This is a genomic window from Nonomuraea montanisoli, from assembly GCF_013363975.1.
In the GTDB taxonomy this organism is placed as follows: Bacteria; Actinomycetota; Actinomycetes; order Streptosporangiales; family Streptosporangiaceae; genus Nonomuraea; species Nonomuraea montanisoli.
Map to the genome: position 1 here is coordinate 70,310 of NZ_JABWGN010000013.1, position 21,998 is coordinate 92,307.

The following is a 21,998-nucleotide window of genomic DNA, read 5'->3' on the forward strand; positions in this document are numbered from 1 at the left end:
CCATGACTATCCCCTGGTGGCGTGATGCGGTCGTTTACGAAATCTATGTACGCAGTTTCGCCGACGCCTCGGGTGACGGCGTCGGCGACCTCGCCGGCATCCGGCGGCGCCTGCCGTACCTCCGCGACCTGGGCGTCGACGCCGTCTGGCTGACGCCCTTCTACCCCTCCCCCATGGCCGACGGCGGCTACGACGTGGCCGACTACCGCGGCGTGGATCCCCTGTTCGGGTCGCTGGCCGACTTCGAGGCGCTGGTGGCCGACGCGCACGAGCTGGGGCTGCGGGTGCTCGTCGACATCGTGCCCAACCACAGCTCCGCCCAGCACCCGTGGTTCCAGGCGGCGCTGCGCGGGGAACGGCGCGAGCGCTACCTCTTCCGCGACCGGACGAACAACTGGCAGTCCACCTTCGGCGGGCCCGCCTGGACGCAGGTGGCCGACGGGCAGTGGTACCTCCACCTGTTCGCGCCGGAGCAGCCCGACTTCAACTGGCGGGAGCCGGAGGTCCACGAGGAGTTCCTGGACGTCCTGCGCTTCTGGCTGGACCGGGGCGTCGACGGGTTCCGCATCGACGTGGCGATGGGCCTGTACAAGGCGGAGGACCTGCCGGACCTGCCCGCGGTGGACGACCAGGCGTTCGGGGCGCGCTCGCCGGTGTGGGGACAGCCCGAGGTGCACGAGGTCTACCGGTCGTGGCGCAAGCTGCTCGACGGCTACCCGGGCGAGCGCATGGCGGTGGGCGAGGTGTGGACCGACGACCCGGAGGACCTGGCCCGCTACGTCCGGCCGGACGAGCTGCACCAGAGCTTCAACTTCGCCTGGCTCCAGGCGCCCTGGTCGGCGACGGCGTTCCGCAAGGTGATCGACGACACGCTGACGACCGTGCCGTTCGCCACGTGGGTGCTGTCCAACCACGATGTCGTACGGCACCGCACCCGCTACGAGACGGCCGACCCGGGAACCGGGCTCGCCCGGGCAAAAGCGGCACTTCTTGCCATGTTGGCGCTTCCCGGGTCTGCATACCTCTACCAGGGGGAGGAACTAGGTCTCCCCGAGGTGAAGAATCTTCCCCCGGAGGCGCGGCAGGACCCGGTCTTCTTCCAGTCGGAGGGCAAGCTGCCGGGCCGCGACGGCTGCCGGGTGCCGCTGCCGTGGGAGACGTCGGGGCCGTCGCACGGGTTCTCGCCGGGCGACGCGCGGCCGTGGCTGCCGCAGCCCGAGGAGTTCGGCGCGCTGAGCGTCGCGGCCCAGACGGGCGACCCGGCCTCGACGCTGGAGTTCTACCGGGCGGCGCTGGCCTGCCGGCGGGAGGTGGTGGAGGACGTCCCGCACGCGATCGAGTGGCTGGACTCGCACGAGGACGCGCTGGTCTTCCGGCGCGGATCGCTGGTGTGCGCGCTCAACTGCGGCACCGACGCCGTACGACTGCCGCCGCACGAACGCGTCCTGCTGGCGAGCGGCCCCCTGGCGGACGGAGCGGTGGCAGGCGGACCCGCGGCGGGCGGGCCTGCGGCGAGCGGGCCTACGGTGGGCGGGCCTACGGTGGGCGGGCCTACGGTGGGCGGGCCTACGGTGGGCGGGCCTACGGTGGGCGGGCCTACGGTGGGCGGGCCTACGGTGGGCGGGCCGCTGACCGGCGGCGTCCTGCCTCCGGACACGGCCGTCTGGCTTCAGGTCGCGCCCGGCCCCGTCAGGTGACGCCGGTCGGGGTGGTGTGCGCGCCGCGCTCGCCGCGTGCCGGGATGACCGGGACGGAGACGAGCGCGCACACCAGCCCCGCCGCGAACCCCGCCCAGTAGCCCGCATGCGTGATCAGCAGACCGGCCAGCGGGGTCACGGCGAGGGCGACGACGTTCTGGATCGTGTTGTGGGTGCCCAGCACCCGCCCGGCCGCGCCGGGCCCGGCAAGCTCACCGGCCGCCAGGTACGCCAGGCCGTTGCCCGCCACGGTGATGACCGCCGCCAGCGCCAGCATCACCGTGCCGGGCCACGACCCGGTGAAGGTGCCCAGGAGCAGCAGGGTCAGCACCACTAGGCTGCCGAACGTCAGGAGCCGCAGCGGCGCCATCCGCAGACCCGTCCGGTCGGACCAGCGCCCCACCGCGATGCGCACCGCGGCGCCGCCGACCGCCGCCACCCCGAACAGCCGTCCCGCCTGGACCCCGTCCCAGCCGTACACGTGGACGAGGCAGGCGACGCCGTACGTGCTGACCACGATCTGCGGCACCGCCTGCAGCGCGCTGGTCGCGTGCACCCGCCACAGGGCCGGCTGCCGGTACGGCGAGCCGGCCGGCGCGGCCCCCGAACCGGGGGCGTCATGCGGCGGCTCGGCCAGGAACAGGGCGGCCAGGACGGCGGCGACGAGGCTCACGGCGGCGCAGACGCCCAGCACACCGGGGATGCCGTGGGCGCGTGACACGGGCGGCAGCACGAACGCGGCCATGGCCATGCCGAGCGTGTAGGACACCTGCCGCAGGCCCATGGCGACGCCGCGCTCCGGCGGCCGGAACCAGCGCAGCACGATCCGGCCGCCGCCCACCATCGCGGCCGAGCCCGCGGCGCCCGCCAGCGCCAGCAGCGCGACGACCGCCCAGACGCCGCTGACCAGCGTCACGGCCCCGAAGAACACCGCCGCCAGCCCCACGCCCACGCCCAGCACCAGCCGCTCGCCGTGCCGGTCGGCGAGCACGCCCCAGGGGACGAGGGCGAACAGCACGCCGATCGCCGGGGCGTTCGCCACGATGCCGGCGACCGGCAGCGACAGGTCGAAGAAACGCTGCAGGTCCGGCATGACCAGAGGAAGCCCGAACAGGCCCAGGGTGACGCTCGCATGCGCGTTGACGCCCAGGGCGAGCATCACCCAGCGCCTTCTGCCGTGCCTCTGTGTCCGCTCTCGCGCTGCCACGCCGCTACGCGGTGATCTTGAAGCGTTCGAGGTACGCGACCTCCTGCGGCGACAGCCTGCGCGGCGCGGCGGCCTCGACGTCGTAGCCCACGACCACCGAGGTCGCCGTCACGAACACCTCGTCGTCGTCGCGGATCTCGTACGCCAGGGTGAAGCGCACCGGCTTGATCTCCGTCACCCACGTCTCCACCCGCACCGGCTCGGCCCGGAACGTCAGCGGCCGGCGGTAGTCGATCTCGTGCCGGGCGATGACGAGGCCCTTGAACGGCGCGTCACCCGCCCGGTACGGGTCGATGTGCAACATGCCGAGCCGGGCGTCCTCCAGGTAGTCGAAGAACCGGACGTTGTTCACGTGCCCGAGCGAGTCGATGTCCGCGAAGCGCACCATCCGGGGAAAGACGTGCCGCCGAGCGAGGGTTTCGAGGGATTCTTGCACCACGCCCGCCACGGTACCCGTCGGGGCGTCGTCCTCCTCACCTCGGGCCCGCCATGAGCCGCGCCTTGCGGACGGCACCCCCCTGGAACGCGCGAGAGCCGCGCTCGCCGTCGTCCCACCATCATCTGCGTGATGGAGGAATGACGGCGGGCGCGGCTCTCACGTCATACGCGGAAGAAACCGCCGACCGCACAAGCCCTCGCTTGAGCCCTCAAACACCCGAACGCGTCGGGAGCGCTCAGTCGCGGTGGAGCTTGCGGTAGGTCACCCGGTGCGGCCGGGCCGCGTCGGCGCCCAGGCGCTCGATCTTGTTCTTCTCGTAGTCGGCGAAGTTGCCCTCGAACCAGAACCAGTTGGAGCCCTCTTCCCACGCCAGGATGTGGGTGGCGATGCGGTCGAGGAACCACCGGTCGTGCGAGGTGATGACCGCGCAGCCCGGGAAGTCGAGCAGCGCGTTCTCCAGCGACGACAGGGTCTCGGTGTCGAGGTCGTTGGTGGGCTCGTCGAGGAGCAGGACGTTGCCGCCCTGCTTGAGGGTCAGCGCCAGGTTGAGGCGGTTGCGCTCGCCACCCGACAGGACACCGGCCTTCTTCTGCTGGTCGGGGCCCTTGAAGCCGAACGCGGCGATGTAGGCGCGCGACGGCATCTCGACGTTGCCGACCTTGATGTGGTCGAGACCGTCGGAGACGACCTCCCAGACGTTCTTGTTGGGGTCGATGCCGCCGCGGCTCTGGTCGGCGTAGGAGATCTTGACCGTGTCGCCCACGACGATGGAGCCGCCGTCGGGCGTCTCGCTGCCGGTGATCATGCGGAACAGCGTGGTCTTGCCGACGCCGTTGGGGCCGATGACACCGACGATGCCGTTGCGCGGCAGGTCGAAGGAGAGCTTCTCCATGAGCAGCCGGTCGGCGAAGCCCTTGGTGAGGTCGTCCGCCTTGATCACCGTCGTGCCGAGGCGCGGGCCCGGCGGGATCTGGATCTCCTCGAAGTCGAGCTTGCGGTACTTGTCGGCCTCGGCCGCCATCTCCTCGTAGCGCTGGAGACGGGCCTTGGACTTGGTCTGGCGGGCCTTCGGGTTGGAGCGGACCCACTCCAGCTCGTCCTCCAGGCGCTTCTTGCGCTTGACGTCCTTCTGGCCCTCGACCTTGAGCCGCTGTGCCTTGGACTCCAGGTAGGTGGAGTAGTTGCCCTCGTAGACGTAGGCGCGGCCGCGGTCGAGCTCGAGGATCCAGCCGGCGACGTTGTCGAGGAAGTAGCGGTCGTGGGTGACGGCCACCACGGTGCCCGCGTACTTCTCCAGGTGCTGCTCCAGCCACTGGACGCTCTCGGCGTCGAGGTGGTTGGTGGGCTCGTCGAGCAGCAGCAGGTCGGGCGCCTCCAGCAGCAGCTTGCACAGCGCGACGCGGCGCCGCTCACCACCGGACAGCTTGGTCACGTCGGCGTCGGGCGGCGGGCAGCGCAGCGCGTCCATCGCCTGCTCGAGCTGGCTGTCGAGGTCCCACGCGTTGCGGTGCTCGAGCTGCTCCTGGAGCTTGCCCATCTCCTCCAGCAGCTCGTCGCTGTAGTCGGTGGCCATCTGCTCGGCGATCGCGTTGTAGCGCTCGAGCATGGCCATCGTCTCGGCGACACCCTCCTGGACGTTGCCGAGGACGGTCTTCTCCTCGTTGAGCGGGGGCTCCTGCTGGAGCATGCCGACCGTGAAGCCCGGCATGAGCCGCGCGTCACCGTTGGACGGCTGCTCCAGGCCGGCCATCATGCGGAGCAGCGTCGACTTGCCCGTGCCGTTGGGACCAAGGACACCGATCTTGGCTCCAGGCAGGAACGACAGCGTGACGTCGTCAAGGACAACCTTGTCGCCGTGCGCCTTGCGCACGCGCTGCAGCGTGTAGATGTACTCCGGCATGACATCTAGCTTAGGGGCTCCTGACGGGGCTTCCGCCGGTCGGGCACCGATCCCGGGCCAGGGTACGGGGTTGTGACGGCGACGGCTGCGGAATGCCCGGCGCCGCCCGTCCTACATCTGCCGTTCGTCCCAGCGGCCGCGGGCGGCGGTGATGGCGTCCTTGTGGTCGCGGGACCAGTCGGCCAGCGCGGACACCATGGTCGCCAGGCTTTCGCCCATCGGAGTGAGCCGGTACTCCGTCTGCGGCGGGATGGTCGGGTAGACGGTCCGTTCGACGAGCCCGTCGCGGCACAGGCGTTTGGTCGTCACCGTGAGCATGCGCTGGGAGATGCCGGGGATCGCGCGTTCCAGCTCCCGGAAGCGGCGTGTGCCCTTGGACAGCTCGACCAGGACCAGCACGGTCCACCGGTCACCGAGCCGGTCGAGCACGTCGCGGATCCCGCAGTCGTCATCGCCACACGGCCCGGCGGGAACAGGGCCGCTGACCTGCGGGGTTACCGCCGTGTTCGTGACTGACACGAGAGTGCCTCCTTACGGCGTCGCCGCCCGGCGCGGATGATCGGTGCTGTTTCTCTCCAGCACCAACGTCAAGGAGCGGCAAATGATTCTGGTCACCGGCATCTCCGGCGGGCTCGGCAGCCTGATCTTCCATGGTCTCTCCGGCGAGGAGGGGCTCGACGTGGCCGGTGGCACCCGCTCGGGTGACGGGGTGACCGCCCGCCGGATCGACTTCGACGACCCGGCCTCGCTCGCCGAGGGCTTCCGCGGCGTGGACGTCCTGGTGTTCGTCTCGGCCGGGTACGCCGAGGACGACGTGGTGCTCGCCCGCCACGGCGCGGTGGTGAACGCGGCCGAGGCCGCGGGTGTCCGGCACGTCGTCTACACCAGCCTGGCGGGTTCGGGCAGCCTGATGTCGATCGCGTTGCCGCACCGCTGGACCGAGGCACGCCTCGCCGATGCCTCGTTCGACGTGACGATCCTGCGCAACGGCCTGTACGCCGAGCTCCCCGTCGGGCTGGCGGCGGCCGGGGCGGCGTCGGCGGCCGACACCGGCGTCTTCGCCGCCGCGTTCGGCGCGGGACGGATGTCCGTGGTGGCGAAGCAGGACCTGGCCGACGTGGCCGTCCGGGTGGCGGCGGAGATCCAGCACGACCTCGCCGGGGGCCGTCGCGGCCGTCACGCGGGCAGGACGTACGAGCTGGAAGGCGTCGAGGCGATCGGCGGCCAGGACATCGCCGACGCCTTGAGTGACGCGCTGGACCGCCGGGTCGACTACCAGCCGATGTCCCTGTCCACGGCGCGCACCGCGCTGACCGGCCTCGGCCTGGAGCCCTACCAGACGGCCCACACGATCTCGCTGTTCTCGAACCTCAACGCCGGATACCTCCAGGCCGGGGACACCGACCTGACCGCGCTCCTGCGCGCCGAGCCGCGCCGCGTACGGGACCTGCTGGTCGAGGCCATCCCGGCGAGCTCCCCGTCCGTCGCCGGTTCGATCTGAACAGCGGTGGGGGGAGCGGAACGCTCCCGGGTCCCGCCACGCGCCTGGGCGCGCCGGGTCCCTCGCAGCGCCGGCCAGCCGCGCGGGCACGCCCCGGCGGCCCTGGCGCGCCCGCAAGCCGCGGAGGCGACCGACGGGAACCCGCCTCGACGCCCGCCCTTCACCTGAGTCCGCCATAGGACAGACCCGCGTACCGCCGGCACAGCCGCGCGGGCAGGCCGGGAGAACCGGAGCGGAAGGTCGGGAGAACCAGGGCGGGAGATCGGGAGAACCAGGGCGGGAGGTCGGGAGGGCTCGGGGAAGACCAGGAGAGGGCCGAGCGGCAGATCGGAAGAGCGGCCGCGGAAGGTCACGAGGGCCGGATGAGGCCCTTCCTGATGGCCGCGGCGACCGCCGCCGTGCGCGAGTCGACGCCGAGCTTGGCGTAGATGTGCACCAGGTGGGTCTTGACGGTGGTCTCGCTCAGGAACATCTCCCTGCTGATCTGCCGGTTGCCCAGCCCGGCGGCGACATGGCCGAGCACCTCCAGCTCGCGCGGGGTGAGCGTCGCGTCGGGGGCGCGCACCCTGCCCAGCAGGCGGAAGGCGACGCTGGGCGCCAGCGTGCTGCTCCCGGCCGCGGCCGAGCGGATCGCGGTGTGGAGGTCGCCGGAGGGGGCGTCCTTGAGGAGGTAGCCGGTCGCGCCCGCGTCGATCGCGGCCAGGATGTCGGCGTCGGTGTCGAAGGTGGTGAGCACCAGCACGCGCGGACCGCCCAGGGCGACGATCCGCCTGGTCGCCTCGCTCCCGTGGATGCCCGCGCCGAGCTGGAGGTCCATCAGGACCACGTCGGGCGCGAGCCGCCGGGCCAGCTCGACGCCGTCCTCGCCGGTGGCCGCCTCGCCGACCAGCTCGACGTCGGGTTGCCCGGCGAGCATGGCGCGGATGCCCGAACGCACCACGGGGTGATCATCGACCAGGACGACGCGGATCACCGCACTTCCCTCACGACTTCCCTCACGACTTCCTTCGTGACTTCCTTCGTGACTTCCCTCGTGACTTCCCTCGCGGGCAACGGCAGCGTGGCCGCGACGGCGGTTCCCTCGCCGGGGGCCGACTCGACGGTGAGGGTGCCGCCCAGGGCGGTCACCCGGTCGCGCATGACCCGCAGCCCGTAGCCGGTGCCCGCCCGCGGGTCCGCGGGCCAGTGCGGGTCGGCCGGCCGGTGCGGGTCCGCGGGCCGGTGCGGGTCCGCGGGCCGGTGCGGGTCCGCGGGCCGGTGCGGGTCCGCGGGCCGGTGCGGGTCCGCGGGCCGGTGCGGGTCCGCGGGCCGGTGCGGGTCGAAGCCGCGCCCGTCGTCGTAGACGTCCAGCACCACCATGTCGTCCAGGTAGGTGAGGGTCACCCGGCCGTTGGCGGCTCCGGAGTGACGGCTGACGTTGCCCAGCGCGCCCTGGGCGACCCGCAGCAGCACCAGGTCGTAGTCGGCGGGCAGCGGCACCGGCACGCCGGACACCTCGAACCGCGCCCGCGTGGAGCTGCCGGCGACGGCCGATTCGCTGATCCGGCGCAGGGCGGCGGTCAGCGAGGAGTGCTGCAGGGCGGGCGGCGCCAGGGCCCTGACGAAGTTGCGCGCTTCCTCCAGGTTGTCCTGCGCCGCCTGCTCGGCCTCGGCGATGCGCAGGGCGGCCTCGCGCGGGTGGTCGTCCAGGTCGCGGCGGGCGGCGCGCAGCAGCAGGATGATGCTGGACATGCCCTGCGCCAGCGTGTCATGGATCTCCCTGGCCAGGCGTTCGCGCTCGGTCAGCCGGGCCGCGTCGCTCTCCGCCTCGACGAGCTTGCCGCGGGTGCGTACCAGGTCGTCGATCAGGATCCGGCGCTGCTCGCTCTCGACGTACAGGGCCTTGTAGACCAGCGCCATCAACGTGGCCACGACCGCGCCGATCGTGGGCCCGATCACCTGCGCCGCGGTCATCGTGCCGGTGTGCCAGCTCGCCGCCGCGATGGCTCCCACGGTCAGCACGGCCACCCCGGGCAGCGCGACGGCCAGCGGCAGCAGGTGCAGGTAGGCGAAGAAGAGCGGGAAGGCCAGCCAGACGAACTGCGGCGCCGCCAGCACCAGCAGCGCCCAGCCGAGGGTGACCGCCACCAGCCAGATCCGGCCCAGCAGCAGGTGCGCGCGCCCACCGAAACGTGGCAACCACCCCGCGACGAGGCCTCCCGCGTAGTCGAAGTGCGGCAACCGCCCCTCAACCACATCCCCCGCCGCATGGTCAATGTGCGGCAACCGCCCCTCAACCACATCCCCCACCGCATGGTCGAAGTGCGGCAACCGCCCCTCGACGACGATCCCCGCCGCGTAGAGGACGAGCAGCAGCACGCCGCCCACCACCAGGGCGTCGCGTCCCTCTCGTGCGACTCCGGCGACCGCGATCACCAGGAGGATCGCGAACGTGCCGTGAATGGCCCACCTGAGGAGCCGGAGGGCGGGCGGGAACGGGAAGTCCATCATTTCTCGCTCAGCATTTCCCGCTCAGCTTAGGCGAGGCCCGTCGCGCGCCACATCGTACAAAAGGTGTATTCCAGCCGGGCCGAAGGAGCGACGCACAGGTACGACCGGCTGCCGCAGCCTGGATCAGTTCGTGTCCGACCCATACACAACGGGGGGCTGCGCCGTGTTCGTGGCGCTCAGAGACCTGCGCTTCGCCAAGGGCCGCTTCGCCCTCATGGGCGGGGTCGTCTTCCTCATCACGCTCTTGGTGACCATGCTGTCCGGCCTCACCGCCGGGCTGGCCCGGGAGAACATCTCGGCGGTGGAGAGCCTGCCCGCCGACCACATCGTCTTCGACGGCGGCGACAAGCCCGCCTTCTCCGACAGCCGCATCACCGACCGGACCTGGCAGGAATGGCGCAAGGTGGGCGGCGTCACCGCCGAGCGGCTCGGCGTTTCCATGGGACGGCTCAGCTACGGCGACGCCGGCGCCGCGGCGGCCGTCTTCGGCGTCCAGCCCGGCGGCGAACTGTCCCCGCCGTCAGTCGGCACGGGCAAGATCGTGCTGTCGGGCGCGCTCGCCGCCGACAGCGGCCTCGCGGCCGGCGACAAGGTACAGCTCGCCGGCCGGGACCTCACCGTCGCCGGTACCGGCGGCGACGCCTCCTACAGCCATACCCCGGTCGCCTGGATCAGCATCGACGACTGGGAATGGCTGGGCCGCCAAGGCGGCGCCGACACCGTGGCGACCGTCCTGGCCCTGCGCACCGACGGCACGCCCGATCTCGCAGGGGCCGACGAGCGGCTGGGCACCATGACGGTCCCCCTGGCCGACGCGCCCGCCGCCATCGGCTCCTTCTCCTCGGAGAACGGCTCGCTCCAGCTCATGCGCGGGTTCCTGTTCGCGATCTCCGCGCTGGTCATCGGCGCGTTCTTCACCGTCTGGACGATCCAGCGGCGCGGCGACGTCGCCGTGCTCAAGGCGCTCGGCGCGAGCACCGGCTACCTGCTGCTCGACGCGCTGGCCCAGGCCGTCATCGTCCTCCTCCTCGGGGCCGGCGTCGGCGGCGCGCTCGGCGCGGCGCTCGGCGCGCTGGCGGAGGGCACGGTCCCGTTCGTGCTGTCGGTGGCCACCACCGTGCTGCCCGTGACCGTCATGATCCTGCTCGGCGCCCTCGGGGCGGCGCTGGCCATCCGCAAGATCACCTCCGTCGACCCGCTGACCGCCCTGGGAGCGTCCCGATGACCCTCAAGCTCACCGACATCGTCCTGACCTATCCCGACGGCGACCGGACGCTGACCGCGCTCGACCACGTCGACCTGGCCGTCGCTCCGGGAGAGTTCACCGCCGTCGTCGGCCCGTCCGGCTCGGGCAAGTCCAGCCTGCTGGCCGTGGCCGCCACCCTGATCACCCCCACCTCCGGCACCGTGTCCGTGGCCGGACGCGAGGTGTCGGCCATGACCCAGGCGGCCAGGACCCGCGTCCGCCGCGACCACGTCGGGATCGTGTTCCAGCAGGCGAACCTGCTGCCCTCCCTCACCGCCCTCGACCAACTGCTGGTCGTGGCGCACCTGGCCGGCGGCTCGCCCCGCGCGGCGGCCGCCCGGGCCCGTGAGCTGCTGCTGTCCGTGGACCTGTGCGGCAAGGAACACAAACGCCCCCACCAGATGTCGGGCGGCGAGCGACAGCGAGTCAACATCGCCCGTGCCTTGATGAACGAGCCCGAGGTGCTGCTCGTCGACGAACCCACCAGCGCGCTCGACCATGAGCGCGGCGAGCGGGTCGTCTCCCTTCTGGCTGAGCTGACCAGGCGCAACGACCTGGCCACGGTGATGGTCACGCACGACCTGGGCAGCCTGTCGGCCGTGGACATGGTACTGACCATGCGTGATGGCCGGCTCACAGCCGGGGACATCCGCGGCGTGCACAGCGCCGGTTGAGGGGGGTGGCCGCGAAGCCGTACCGGGTGGGACAAGACGCCAGGCCGGACGAGACCCGAGGGCCGGACCAAACCCCAGGCCGCACGAGACTCCACGTCGGGCGAGACCCGGGCCGCACGAGAACCCGAGGGTTGGGCAAAACCCCAGGCCGCACGAGACTTCAGGCCGGGCGAACCCCCGGGGCGGGCGAACCCCGGGGCGGGTGAGACCTCGGGCCGGGTGAGCCCCCCGGGCGGGTGAGCCCCCCGGGCGGGTGAGACCTCGGGGCGGCTTGCCTGGTGGCTGGTTGGTGGGTCACTGTCGACAGCGGCAGGTTGCCGTCGAGGGGAGGCGTGGGCGGCATGGCCGGCTGGAGCGCGGCGGGACCTGCCTGCCGCGACTGCCGCGCCTCTTTCGACACAACCTATTGAGATTCGACGCTACCTACTGAGAGTGGCGCTCCTCAGGCGACCGGCCGGTGTGATCGCCGATTTCTGGCGAGTCGGCGGCTTGTGAAGGCTCAGAAGACGAGAGCGGGACCTGCGTCGTCGGCGGCCGATCGACGGGTGATGGCCCGTCGCGGAGAGCCCGGAGTTCAGATATTGCCGAATGACCGGCGATGGGGGCTGATGCCGTATGTGGAGGGTGTTCTGAAAGCTGTGGAGGCGTTGGCGGGGGTTCGTCCGTCTGCGACGGCTCAGCGGATGCTCGCGGCTCTGAGGCGGGGGGCGGACTCTGGAGGGTGGAAAAGTTGAAAGAACCTGCGGTCAGGGATCCGTCCATCGGGGAGGGCTCGGGGGTGGATAGGGGCTTCGGGATGTGTGACGGGCCCGGGATGGGTGGACGGTCAGGTGCCGGGTGAACCTCCGCGACCGATGAGCGGTCCGACCCGGGATATGTGTTCGTGACCAGCGAACGATCCGACCCTGGATGCGCAGCCGGGGCCGAGGAGCAGTCCGGCGTCACGAGAGGGTCAGGGGCGGATGAGCGATCCGGCATAGGAAGGGGGTCTGGGTCCGGTGGGCGGTTTGGCGGTGGCTGCGAGTCTTTGAAGTGTGAGTCTTCCGAGCGCGAGTCCTCGGCGTATGGGGCTTCCGAGCGTGAATTTTCGCGTGAATTTTCGGGGTGTGGATCTCCGGGATTTGGGTCGCCAGGGTGTGGATCTCCGGGATGTGGATCGCCGGGATGTGGGTCGCCGGGATGTGGATCGCCGGGATGTGGGTCGCCGGGATGTGGGTCGCCAGGGTGCGGGTCCCCAGAAAGCGGGTCGCCAAGGTGCGGGTCCCCAGAAAGCGGGTCGCCAAGGTGCGGGTCCCCAGAAAGCGGGTCGCCAAGGTGCGGGTCCCCAGAAAGCGGGTCGCCAAGGTGCGGGTCCCCGGAGAGTGACGGGACCGGGATGGCGGCCGTCTGGGGGTCGGCGAGATGGGTGGGCTGGATGACCGGGAGGCAGATGCGGTCGCGGCCCAGTTCTTTGGCCCGGTAGAGGGCCAGGTCGGCGGCGGCCAGAAGCTCTATGAGATCGTCGCCGTGCAGGCTCATGATGGCGACGCCCACCGAGATGGTCACGGTGATCATGGCGTCGTCGGCGGCGACCGCCATGTGGCTGATGCGGTTGCGCAGGCGTTCGGCGACCTGGCGCGCCTCGTGGACGTCGGCCCCGGGCAGCAGGACCACGAACTCCTCCCCGCCGAAGCGGCCCACCACGTCGTACTCGCGCAGCTGGCTCCGCAGCGTGGCCGCCACTCCGGCCAGCACCTGGTCGCCGACGAGGTGGCCGTGACGGTCGTTGACCCGCTTGAAGTGGTCGATGTCGACGATGAGCAGTGCCAGCGTCTCGCCGGTGCGGCGGGCGCGGACGATCTCCGTGTCGGCCTCGCGCTGCCACGCCGCCGCGTTCAGCAGGCCGGTCTTGGGGTCGGTACGGGCGGCCGCCTGGAGCTGGGCGTGCAGGAGGCTGCGCTGCAGCAGCACGACCGGGGGCAGCGCGAGGATCAGCAGGGCGAGGTTGAGGCCGGCCGAGATGGCCACGCTGACGCCCAGGCACAGCTCCACCACGTCGAGCAGGGCGCTCTCCTTGTCCCACAGGACCGACCGCCACGGCACCTCCGGGTCGGCCATGTGCGCGGCCAGGGCGATGAGCGACGTGTTGAGCAGGGCGAACACCACCGCGGCCGCCACCGCCCAGCCGATCGGCTCGATGGCGCCCCTGGTCAGCGCCGCGGGATCGGGCACCAGCCGGTGGAACGTCATCGAGGCGGCGCAGCCCGCGAGCCCGATGGCGGCCGAGCTGAACACCCGGCGGTGCAGCACCGTCGCCCTCACCCGCCATTGCAGGAGGATCTGCAACACGATCGGCGCGAGCAGGGCGTACAAGGACGGCAGCAGCAACGCCACCGGCAGCCACCAGGCCGACAGCAGGTCGCGGGAGACGCCGGCGGGCATGCCGAGACGTCTGGTCGCCTCGATGCACGCCGCGCCGCATGCCATGAGTGCGACGAACGCCATGATGTCCGGCCAGCGGAGCGGGTTGGACGCCGCCAACAGGACGATCGCGACGAGATCGAGAGTCACGACCCCGACGAGATAGACCACGAGGGGACGCCGTTGCCCGAGGAGGGGCCAGCGGCCGACCAGGGTGGACACTCCGTCGCGAGGCGTGATCGGGGTGTGACGAGGGGCCGCCATCACGTCTCCTCCCTGACTAACGATATGTAACACAATAGTTGCGGAGTGTGCGTTGTGCGATCGGAACCGCTACGTTGGGCACCGGGACCACCTGGGTCATCGTGGTCCCTAAGGGAGATTCCGCTCACGCCCAGAGCGGGAAAACACGGGAAAGGAGCAGCCATGGCGCGAGGTGTGACCTGGACTTGACGCCAAGCCGGAGCCCGGAGTGCGGGTCTTCGCCCCCCGTGAACCGGTCCATCCCTCTGATCCACTGATTCGCTGCTCGCGTGCCACCGCGGTATGCGGCCAGGGCGGCGCTCGGCGGCTCGGTATTCGCTGCGTCCCTCCGCCGCCTCGTTGCTCTTCCCCCCCTCTCCCGGATCCAGCTTCCGGAGCTCCCCTCCTGGTCTTGGTCACTGGAGCCCGCCGGATCTGACCTCTCGAAGTCTCCTGAGGCCGGGCTTTCGCGTTCGCCGGGGCCGACCTCACGGAGCCGGCCGCATCCGGCCTCTCGGCTCTCCCGCGGGCCATGACTCCCGGTCGTCCTCTGGCCCGCCGTCGCCGGCCCGATGGCCGAACATTCGTCGGCGGCATCGGGCCGGCTGAGACGGGTCAGGTCAGGCGGCGATGCGCTCGCTCAGGGGCCACCGCGCGTCTTCCGACTCGGGCTCGTTGTCGTCCTCGCCGCCGAGGACGCGGAGGGCAGCGTCGTCGGCGTGGGCGGAGCGGCTCCTCGTGCGGGCGGGCTTGGCGGGCGCCTTGCCGCCGGGAGCCTGGACGGCGGCAGCAGCGGCAACGGCAGGGACGGTGGCAGCGGCAGGGACGGTGGCAGCGACAGTGTCAGGGGCGGCGACGGTGGCAAGGGCGGCGGTCGCTTGAGCTTCGCTGTGCGCCTTCGCGGGGACATCGTTCTTCTCCGCGATCTCGACCTGGTCGTTCTGCATGGGCGCAGTGGTCTCCACCTCGCGGTCGGTCCCGTTCTGCGTGGCGGCGCCGATGCCTTCCGCGGTGGACACGCCGCCCGCCATGGCCGCTCCGCCGCCTCCCATGGCGTTCCTGCCCGCGGGCATGCGGGTGCTCGCGCCCATGGCCCAGTCCTCGGTCTCGGCGTCGAGGAGGTCGCGCATCTCCTTGCTGACCGTGGCCGGGCCGCCGGACCGCTCCGGCTTGACGAACGTGCCGGCGCCCCAGCGCAGGTCGTGACCCACCGCGCTGGCCTCGATCTCGGGCATGAAGCGGCGGTCTCCTTCCGGGCCGAACTCGCGGATGCGCAGCTTGCCGGACACCACCACGGGATGGCCCATCTTGATCGACCGCGCCACGTTGTCGCCGAGGGAGCGCCAGCAGCGCACGGCGAAGCAGACCCGCTCACCGTCGGTCCACTGGCCGGTCTTCCTGTCGAAGTAGCGGTGCGAGGTCAGGACCCGGAGCGAGGTCACCCTGGCGCCGTCCTCGAAGGTGTACTGGCGGGGCTCTGCTGCGACGTTGCCGGTGAGCGTGATGTAGATGTCGTTCATCCGTTTGCCTCCCATGCCTGCGGGCGGGGTGCCCGCGACCTGGGATCACGGTGCCGGAGGGGGTGGTGGCTCCGGGGATCCGAGCGGCGTTCTGTGGATGGAGGACGGGGAGGCGGGGGCGGTTGTGGACAATCGCGCGACAACCGCGCGACAAGCGCCCGCGCGCCCGCGACGGCCGTCCGGTCAGCCAGCGAGGGCGCGCATGGCCGTGTAGAAGGCGTGGTGGCGGCCGAGCTCGCGCTCCACCGGCTCCACCACCGCCGACTCGGCCACCGCCGCGACCCGGCGCCGCATCTCCCGCTCCAGCCGTTCACGTTCCTTCGACGCTCCCAGCTCCACGAAGTTGCGCGCGGCGATCCCCGACAGAACCCCCAGACCGAGCACCGAGGCCATCATCAGCCCCACCCACGGCAGCGCCGCCGTGTCGCCCAGGAGCTGGAAGCCCAGCGGCGCCTGGCCGGCGAACAGCAGGCCGGACACGAGCCAGCCCAGCCCCAGCACGAACGCCGCCACCAGCAGGTACTGCCAGATCTTCAGCAGCCACCACCAGCCCGGAACGTGGTCGAGCCGGGGCGCCACCTCCGACAGCTCCTCCGTGAGCGTCTGCGGGAGCTGCTTGAGGTGCGAGCGGGCCGCGTGCTGCAGGGACGTCCGCCACACCGGGTGCATGTCGGCCGACAGCCCGTCGGCCAGCGCCTGCACCGCGTTGACGACCTCCGCCTTCTGCGCGCTGACCGTGCCGGTGGTGATGCCGCGGATCTCGTCCCCGACGTCCTGCAGGCGCAGCGTCTTGACGGGGTCGGGGCGCAGCTTGGAGATCCAGCGCGGGTACGGCCAGCCGACCCACTGCATGGAACGCTCGGCGTAGACGTTCTCCATGGCCTCGCCCACCGCCGGGACGCCCACGGCGTCGCACAGCGCGTCGGTCAGCCCGAGCCGCCGGGCGTCGTCGACCGTCGAGGGGGCCGACAGCGCCTCCCCCACCGGCATGGACTTGGCCACCCGCTGTTCGAGCCGCTGCAGGTCCGCCTCCATCTTCTGGATGGCCGCCCGGCGTCGCGAGACCGCCGCCGCGACGACGCTCTTGAGGCTGTCGATGCCGCGTCCCGTGGTCGCCGAGGTGGGGACGACCGTCGGGTGCTCGACGCCCTCGCGGCGCAGCAGGTCGTTGAGGTCGATGACGAGCTCGGCGAGCTCGGCGGCGCTCAGCTTGTCGGCCTGGTTGAGCGCGAACACCGTCACCGCCTCGTGTCCGGCGAGCTCCGTGACGTAGCGGCGGTGGGTGGAGGCGTCGGCGTACTTCTGCGGGTCGAGCACCCACACCACCAGGTCGGCCAGGCCGATGAGGCGGTCGGCCTCGTTGTCGGTGAGCGCCCTGATCGAGTCGTGGTCGGGCAGGTCGAGCAGGATCAGCCCGTGGAGCTGGCTCTCGCCCCGGTCGAGCGCGCTGGCGCGGGTGAACCGGTGCCGCTCCTGGATCTGCAGCCAGTCGAGCAGCGGCCCTGAGCCCTCCAGGCCCCACACGCAGGCATGGGTACGGGCCGTGGTGGGGCGGCGCACGCCCGTGGGCGACAGCTCCAGCCCGGAGACGGCGTTGAACAACGACGACTTGCCGCTGCCCGTGCCGCCCGCCAGCGCGACCACGGTGTGCTCCGAGGACAGCTTGAGCCGCTCGCCGGCGCGCTTGAGCAGCGTGCTCGCCTCGGCCAGCAGCTTGGGCTCCAGGCGTCCCGGGCCCAGCTCAACGATCTTGGTGAGCGCCGTGAGGCGCGGCGCCAGGCCGGGCCTGGTGGTCATGGTGCTCATCGGGTCACGCCGGGGGTCGTCGTCATCGTGCTCATCGGGTCGTCCCGGGGGTCGTCGGGGTGTGGTTCATCGGGTCACCTGAGAGGCGTCGTGGGGGTCGGCGCGTCGGTCATCGCGCCCCCGCAAGGGGCGTCCATCGCGCCCCCGCAGGGGGCGTCCATCGCGTCCTCACCAGGGGCGTCCGGGGGGTCATCGCGCCACCTCCAGGTTGTACGTGGCCTGGTAGAGGCGCGTCGCGATGGACTCGTCCGGGATCCCCGCCGAGTCGAGCGCCTGCACGTACCGCATGGACTCCTCGTCGAACAGCATCCCGATGCGGGCGCGCAGGTCGCTGAGCGCCTTGGCGCCGATGCCGCGCAGCGACTCGGCGCCCAGCAGCGCGTTGACCAGCCGGTGCGGAACCCCCGTGGTCGCGCCGCTGAACATCGCCACCATGAAGATCAACGACAGCGAGTCGGCGTCGAACGACACCAGCTTGGACACCGAACGCTTGGCCACCCCGTCGGTACGCACCAGCTCGGTGACGTGGTCCTGCCAGGCGGCGATGGCGCGGGCGGCGTGCCGTACGAGATCGTCGGAGGGCCGGTCGAGGTCGGCGACCAGCGTGGCACCGAGCGACGAGCGGTGGCGCCAGCGGGCCGCCACCTCGTCGGCGGCGCGCGTGGCCGCGGCGACGATCACCGACTCCAGGCCGGAGCGCAGCGCGGCCCGGAACGCCAGCACCCGCTCGGGAGCCTGCCGGGCCGCCCGGCCACGCCTGCGCAGCTGGAGCGTGCGCATGAGGTCGCCCGAGCCCGCGAAGTCCTGCCACCGCGCGAGCACCTCGCCGTGGATGAGCGAGCCGCCGCGGAAGGCCCGGTCGATGTCGCCCAGCGCGTTGCGGTACGCGGCGTCCACGTCCGAGCGCAGCTCGGTCCGGAACGCGACCTGGGTCTCCATGTGCTTGGCGAGGGCGGGCACGCGGGTGCGGAAGCTGTTCAGCACGCCGTCCAGGGTCTCCCGCACGGCCTTCGCCCGTCGCTCCTCGTCGACCGACAGCTCCGCCAGCCACAGGCGCAGATCGGTCACCTCGCTGTCGGGCAGCCGGCCGTCGACGACCTTGGACTCGCCGATGACGAACCGGTCGATCTCCCCCAGGCCGTACTCGGCGAGCATGCGGGCGAAGTGCTTGAGCACCACGTCGCGGGCCTTCGGCTGGATCCGCGACAGGACGATGGCCAGGCGGGCGCCGCGCTCCTTCGCCATGCGCAGGAGGTTCCAGGCGGGCGCGTCGGCGTAGCGGGCGGCGGTGGTGACGAAGACCCACAGGTCGGCGGCGTCGAGCATGCGCTGGGCGATCTCGTGGTGCTTCTCGACGACCGAGTCGATGTCGGGGGTGTCGAGCAGCGCCACGCCCTGGGGCAGCTTCTCGGTGGGGACGACGACGAGGCTGTCGGGGCCGGCCTCGGGCGTCGGCTTGTCGATGCGCCGCAGGCCGCCGAGCAGCTCTCCCTCGGCGAACCAGCGCTGGTCGTCCGGGTGGCAGGCCAGGACGGGCACGCCGGTGGTGGGACGGCGCACGCCGGTGCGGGAGACGTTCTTCTCGGCCAGGGAGTTGACCAGCGTGGACTTGCCCGCGCCGGTCGAGCCGGCCACCACGATGAGGGCCGGCGCGGTGCTGGTGCGCACCCGGGGCAGCACGTAGTCCTGGAGCTGGGCCAGGAGGTCGGCGCGCGCCTGCCGGGCCTCGTCGGCGCCGGGCAGGTCGAGGCCGAAGCGCAGGTCGGCGACGCTGACGCGGAGGGTGTCGAGGGCTGAGGCGAGGGCGGCGATGGTCTCAGGAGGGAGGACGTGCACCTCCGCGCGCGCGCCGTTCTCCGACACCGACTCGGGCTCGGGTTCAGGTTCCGGCTCGGGCTCGGGCTCGGGTTCCGGCTCGGGCGCGGGTTCCGGCTCTGCATCCGAGGACGCCGCCGGCTCCGGCTCCGAGGACGTCTCCGGCTCCTCCGGCTCCTCGGGCTGCGGGGTCGCCTCCGCGTCGTCCTCCTGCTCCAGGGCGACGGGCTCAGGCTCGGGCTCGGAGGAGTCAGGCTCGGGCTCGGAGGAGTCAGGCTCGGGCTCGGAGGAGTCAGGCTCGGGCTCGGGGGTGGCGTCGGCCTCAAGCACTGTGTCCGCGACGGTGTCCTCCGGCTCCGGGGCCTCCTCATGCGCGGAAGGCTCGGCCTCGTCAGGCTGGTCGGCTTCGTCGGCGACGACAGGCCCGGGGGCGGTGTCGGCGTCGGGCTCCGGTACGGCGTCCGAGGACTCCGAGGCCGGTCGTGCGGCCTCCTCCTCCGGCGGCGCTCCCGCGTCGTCGGGCCCGGCCGCGTCCTCGTCCCTGATGGCGCGGAAGCTCAACGTCTGCTCACCCGGCGACTCCTGGCGCCCGTCATCCATGGCCGTGCTCACGGCAAGCGCTCCGCTCGAACCATCTCGACCTCCTGGCCGACCCTGACGACATCACCGACGACGACGATGGCCGGCGGCCGTATGCCGGCCGCGGACACGCGGTCGGCCACGGTGGAAAGGGGAGCGACAACCGTCCGCTGGGTCGGAAGGGTACCGTCCTGCACCACCATTACGGGAGTCTCCGGTGAGCGTCCGTCTCGCAGGAGCGCCTCGGCGACCTTGGCGAGCCGTTCGACGGCCATCAGCAGGACCAACGTGCCCTGCGAGCGGGCCATGGCGGGCCAGTCGACGGTGGAGGCGGGGTCGTCGGGCGCCACGTGCACGGACACCACGTGGAACTCCTGGCTGACGCCCCGGTGGGTGACCGGGACCCCGGCGGCGGAGGGCACGGCGACGGCGCTGGTGATGCCGGGCACGACCAGCACCGGGATCCCGGCCCGGGCGCAGGCGATCATCTCCTCGCCGCCGCGGCCGAACACGAACGGGTCGCCGCCCTTGAGCCGCACCACGAACTTCCCCTGCCGGGCCCGGTCCACGAGGATCTCGTTGATCTTGTTCTGGGCCAGCGACCTGCCGTACGGGACCTTGGCGGCGTCGATGAGCTCGACGTCGGGCGCGAGCTCGTCGAGCAGGGCGCGCGGCGCGAGACGGTCGGCGACCACGACGTCGGCCTGGGCGAGGAGCTGGCGGCCGCGCACGGTGATGAGCCCGGGGTCGCCGGGCCCGCCGCCGACGAGGGCGACGCCCACGGGCTTGGTGCGGCTGCGGCGCGCGTCCACGGTGCCGTCGCGCAGGGCTCCGACGACGGCGTCCCTGATGCCGGCGGCCCGGCGCGGGTCGCCGCCCGCGGTGACCGCCACGCTGATCTCGTCGACCCGCCCGGAGGCGGGGGTCCAGGCGGCGGAGGCTTCCTTGTCGTCGGCACGCACGCACCAGATGTGCTTGGCCTCGGCCTCGGCGGCGACGGCCGTGTTGACGGCCCGGTCGTCGGTGCAGGCCTGGACGAGCCAGGCGCCGTCGCAGTCGCCCACCTCGTACGGCCGGGCGTGCCAGGTGACGCGGCCCCCGGCGATGAGGTCGTCGAGGGCGGGTGTGACGCTGGGCGACACCAGGGTGATCACCGCGCCCGCCTCCAGCAGGGCGGGCACCCGGCGTTGGGCGACGTGGCCTCCCCCCACGACGAGGACCCGGCGACCGGAGAGCCGCAGGCCGAGGAGGTAGGGCCCCATGGTGGGATTCTCCCGTTCGCGAAGGTTGGGCTGTGTCAGGAGGTAAACCTACCGGGTCCGGGCCCGCCCGGTGTTTCGCCCGCGTCAACCCGTGTCAACCCGTGTCATCAGCCGCCATCACGGCACGTCACCTGTCACACGGGTTTCTCGGTCACTCCCGCCGAGTCGAACGTGGCCACCTCGTGCATGACCCGGACGGCCGCGCAGACGAGGGGATGGGCGAGCAGGCCGCCGGTCCCCTCGCCAAGCCGGAGCTCCAGGTCGACGAGGGGGTGCAGCCCGAGGGCGGTCAGCGCGACGGTGTGCCCGGGCTCGGCCGAGCGGTGCCCGGCGAGGCAGTGGTCGACGGCGGCCGGGTCGAGGGCCGCGGCGGCGAGGGCGGCGGCGCCGGCGATGACGCCGTCGAGGATCACCGGCACGCGCGCGGCGGCGCCGCCGAGGATGTAGCCGGCGATCGCCGCGTGCTCGAACCCGCCGACGGCGGCGAGCACGCGCAGCGCGTCGCTCGCCTCGGAGCCGGCCCGCGTGACGCCGTTGACGCGCAGGGCCTCACGGACGACGCCGACCTTCCGCTCGTACGTGGCGTCGTCCACGCCGGTGCCGCGTCCCGTGACCTCGCCGGGGTCGGCCCCGGTGAAGGCGGCGACGAGCGCGGCCGAGGCCGTGGTGTTGGCGATGCCCATGTCGCCGGTGATCAGGCAGCGGGCCCCCTGGGCGACCAGGTCGCGGGCCACCTCGATGCCCGCCTCGATGGCGCGCGCCGCCTGGTCGACGGTCATCGCCGGGCCCTTGGACAGGTCGGCGGTGCCGTACCCGATCTTCCGCTTGACCAGCGCGGGCGCGTCGGGCAGGTCGGCCGCGACGCCGATGTCCACCACGGTCACCGAGACGCCCGCCTGGGCGGCGAAGGCGTTGGCCACGCCGCCGCCCGCAAGGAAGTTGGCGACCATCTGGACGGTCACCTCCTGCGGCCACGGCGTGACGCCGCGGGCGTGGACGCCGTGGTCGGCCGCGAAGATGGCGAGGACCGCGGGTTCGGGCATGGGCGGCGGGCAGACGCCGGCCGCCCCGGCGAGGCGTACGGCGACCTCCTCCAGCGCCCCGAGCGAGCCCTTGGGCTTGGTGAGCCGATCCTGGTGGGCGCGGGCCTCGGCCACCGCCCGCGGATCGGCGGGGCGGATCGCGGCGAGCGTCTCTGCGAGCACGGCGAACCTCCGTG

16 protein-coding genes are annotated in these 21,998 nt (G+C 72.3%); 4 read left to right on the forward strand and 12 right to left on the reverse strand.

From position 1 onward, the window contains the following. Positions 1-2: 2 nt before the first annotated feature. Positions 3-1,697, forward strand: coding sequence for a glycoside hydrolase family 13 protein (locus HTZ77_RS31515; protein ID WP_175593371.1), 1,695 nt, complete (start codon positions 3-5; stop codon positions 1,695-1,697). Here the strand turns inward: HTZ77_RS31515 and HTZ77_RS31520 are convergent. The 4 genes from HTZ77_RS31520 to HTZ77_RS31535 all read right to left on the reverse strand — a co-directional run bounded on the left by HTZ77_RS31520 (position 1,690) and on the right by HTZ77_RS31535 (position 5,762). Then, a complete protein-coding gene (locus HTZ77_RS31520; RefSeq protein WP_175593372.1) occupies positions 1,690-2,856 on the reverse strand; it encodes an MFS transporter in 1,167 nt (388 codons plus the stop codon). The genes HTZ77_RS31515 and HTZ77_RS31520 overlap by 8 nt on opposite strands. A 52-nt stretch (positions 2,857-2,908) precedes the next feature. Then, positions 2,909-3,292, reverse strand: a complete 384-nt coding sequence (locus tag HTZ77_RS31525) for an acyl-CoA thioesterase (RefSeq protein WP_175593530.1) — start codon at positions 3,290-3,292, stop codon at positions 2,909-2,911. A gap of 286 nt (positions 3,293-3,578) precedes the next feature. Then, the gene (gene ettA, locus HTZ77_RS31530; RefSeq protein ID WP_175593373.1) at positions 3,579-5,243 is read right to left on the reverse strand and encodes an energy-dependent translational throttle protein EttA; all 1,665 of its coding nucleotides are present in this window, start codon (positions 5,241-5,243) and stop codon (positions 3,579-3,581) included. Between the two features lie 111 nt (positions 5,244-5,354). Further along, positions 5,355-5,762, reverse strand: a complete 408-nt coding sequence (locus HTZ77_RS31535; protein WP_175593374.1) for a winged helix-turn-helix transcriptional regulator — start codon at positions 5,760-5,762, stop codon at positions 5,355-5,357. Between the two features lie 82 nt (positions 5,763-5,844). Between HTZ77_RS31535 and HTZ77_RS31540 the strand changes: the two genes are divergently transcribed. Then, entirely contained in the window at positions 5,845-6,744 is a 900-nt protein-coding gene (locus HTZ77_RS31540) for an NAD(P)H-binding protein (RefSeq protein ID WP_175593375.1), read from the forward strand. Positions 6,745-7,093: 349 nt separating this feature from the next. Here HTZ77_RS31540 and HTZ77_RS31545 read toward each other — a convergent pair whose 3' ends face one another. Both HTZ77_RS31545 and HTZ77_RS31550 read right to left on the reverse strand, forming a co-directional pair. Further along, positions 7,094-7,717 carry a response regulator gene (locus HTZ77_RS31545; protein ID WP_175593376.1) on the reverse strand — a complete coding sequence of 208 codons (624 nt, stop codon included), beginning with the start codon at positions 7,715-7,717 and terminating at the stop codon, positions 7,094-7,096. Further along, positions 7,714-9,231: a sensor histidine kinase gene (locus HTZ77_RS31550; protein WP_205304020.1), complete on the reverse strand. Its 1,518-nt coding sequence runs from the start codon at positions 9,229-9,231 to the stop codon at positions 7,714-7,716. Before HTZ77_RS31550 ends, HTZ77_RS31545 begins: the two co-directional genes overlap by 4 nt. A 166-nt stretch (positions 9,232-9,397) precedes the next feature. Here HTZ77_RS31550 and HTZ77_RS31555 point away from each other — a divergent pair, with 166 nt between their 5' ends. Together HTZ77_RS31555 and HTZ77_RS31560 are read left to right on the forward strand one after the other, a co-directional pair. Further along, entirely contained in the window at positions 9,398-10,459 is a 1,062-nt protein-coding gene (locus HTZ77_RS31555) for an FtsX-like permease family protein (RefSeq protein ID WP_175593531.1), read from the forward strand. Then, on the forward strand, positions 10,456-11,154 hold the full coding sequence (locus tag HTZ77_RS31560; RefSeq protein WP_175593378.1) for an ABC transporter ATP-binding protein: 699 nt from the start codon (positions 10,456-10,458) through the stop codon (positions 11,152-11,154). Before HTZ77_RS31555 ends, HTZ77_RS31560 begins: the two co-directional genes overlap by 4 nt. Before the next feature lie 423 nt (positions 11,155-11,577). Here HTZ77_RS31560 and HTZ77_RS46770 read toward each other — a convergent pair whose 3' ends face one another. The 6 genes from HTZ77_RS46770 to cobT all read right to left on the reverse strand — a co-directional run bounded on the left by HTZ77_RS46770 (position 11,578) and on the right by cobT (position 21,984). Further along, on the reverse strand, positions 11,578-13,725 hold the full coding sequence (locus tag HTZ77_RS46770) for a sensor domain-containing diguanylate cyclase (protein WP_328808879.1): 2,148 nt from the start codon (positions 13,723-13,725) through the stop codon (positions 11,578-11,580). Between the two features lie 692 nt (positions 13,726-14,417). Beyond that, positions 14,418-15,317 carry a single-stranded DNA-binding protein gene (locus tag HTZ77_RS31570; protein WP_175593379.1) on the reverse strand — a complete coding sequence of 300 codons (900 nt, stop codon included), beginning with the start codon at positions 15,315-15,317 and terminating at the stop codon, positions 14,418-14,420. 183 nt (positions 15,318-15,500) lie between these two features. Continuing rightward, complete coding sequence (locus HTZ77_RS31575; protein ID WP_235995494.1) at positions 15,501-17,114, reverse strand: GTP-binding protein; 1,614 nt, start codon at positions 17,112-17,114, stop codon at positions 15,501-15,503. A gap of 198 nt (positions 17,115-17,312) precedes the next feature. Further along, complete coding sequence (locus HTZ77_RS31580; RefSeq protein ID WP_328808880.1) at positions 17,313-19,550, reverse strand: GTPase; 2,238 nt, start codon at positions 19,548-19,550, stop codon at positions 17,313-17,315. Continuing rightward, the gene (gene cobA, locus HTZ77_RS31585) at positions 19,547-20,779 is read right to left on the reverse strand and encodes a uroporphyrinogen-III C-methyltransferase (RefSeq protein ID WP_175593381.1); all 1,233 of its coding nucleotides are present in this window, start codon (positions 20,777-20,779) and stop codon (positions 19,547-19,549) included. Before cobA ends, HTZ77_RS31580 begins: the two co-directional genes overlap by 4 nt. A 134-nt stretch (positions 20,780-20,913) precedes the next feature. After that, on the reverse strand, positions 20,914-21,984 hold the full coding sequence (gene cobT / locus HTZ77_RS31590) for a nicotinate-nucleotide--dimethylbenzimidazole phosphoribosyltransferase (protein ID WP_328808881.1): 1,071 nt from the start codon (positions 21,982-21,984) through the stop codon (positions 20,914-20,916). Between the last annotated feature and the right edge of the window lie 14 nt (positions 21,985-21,998).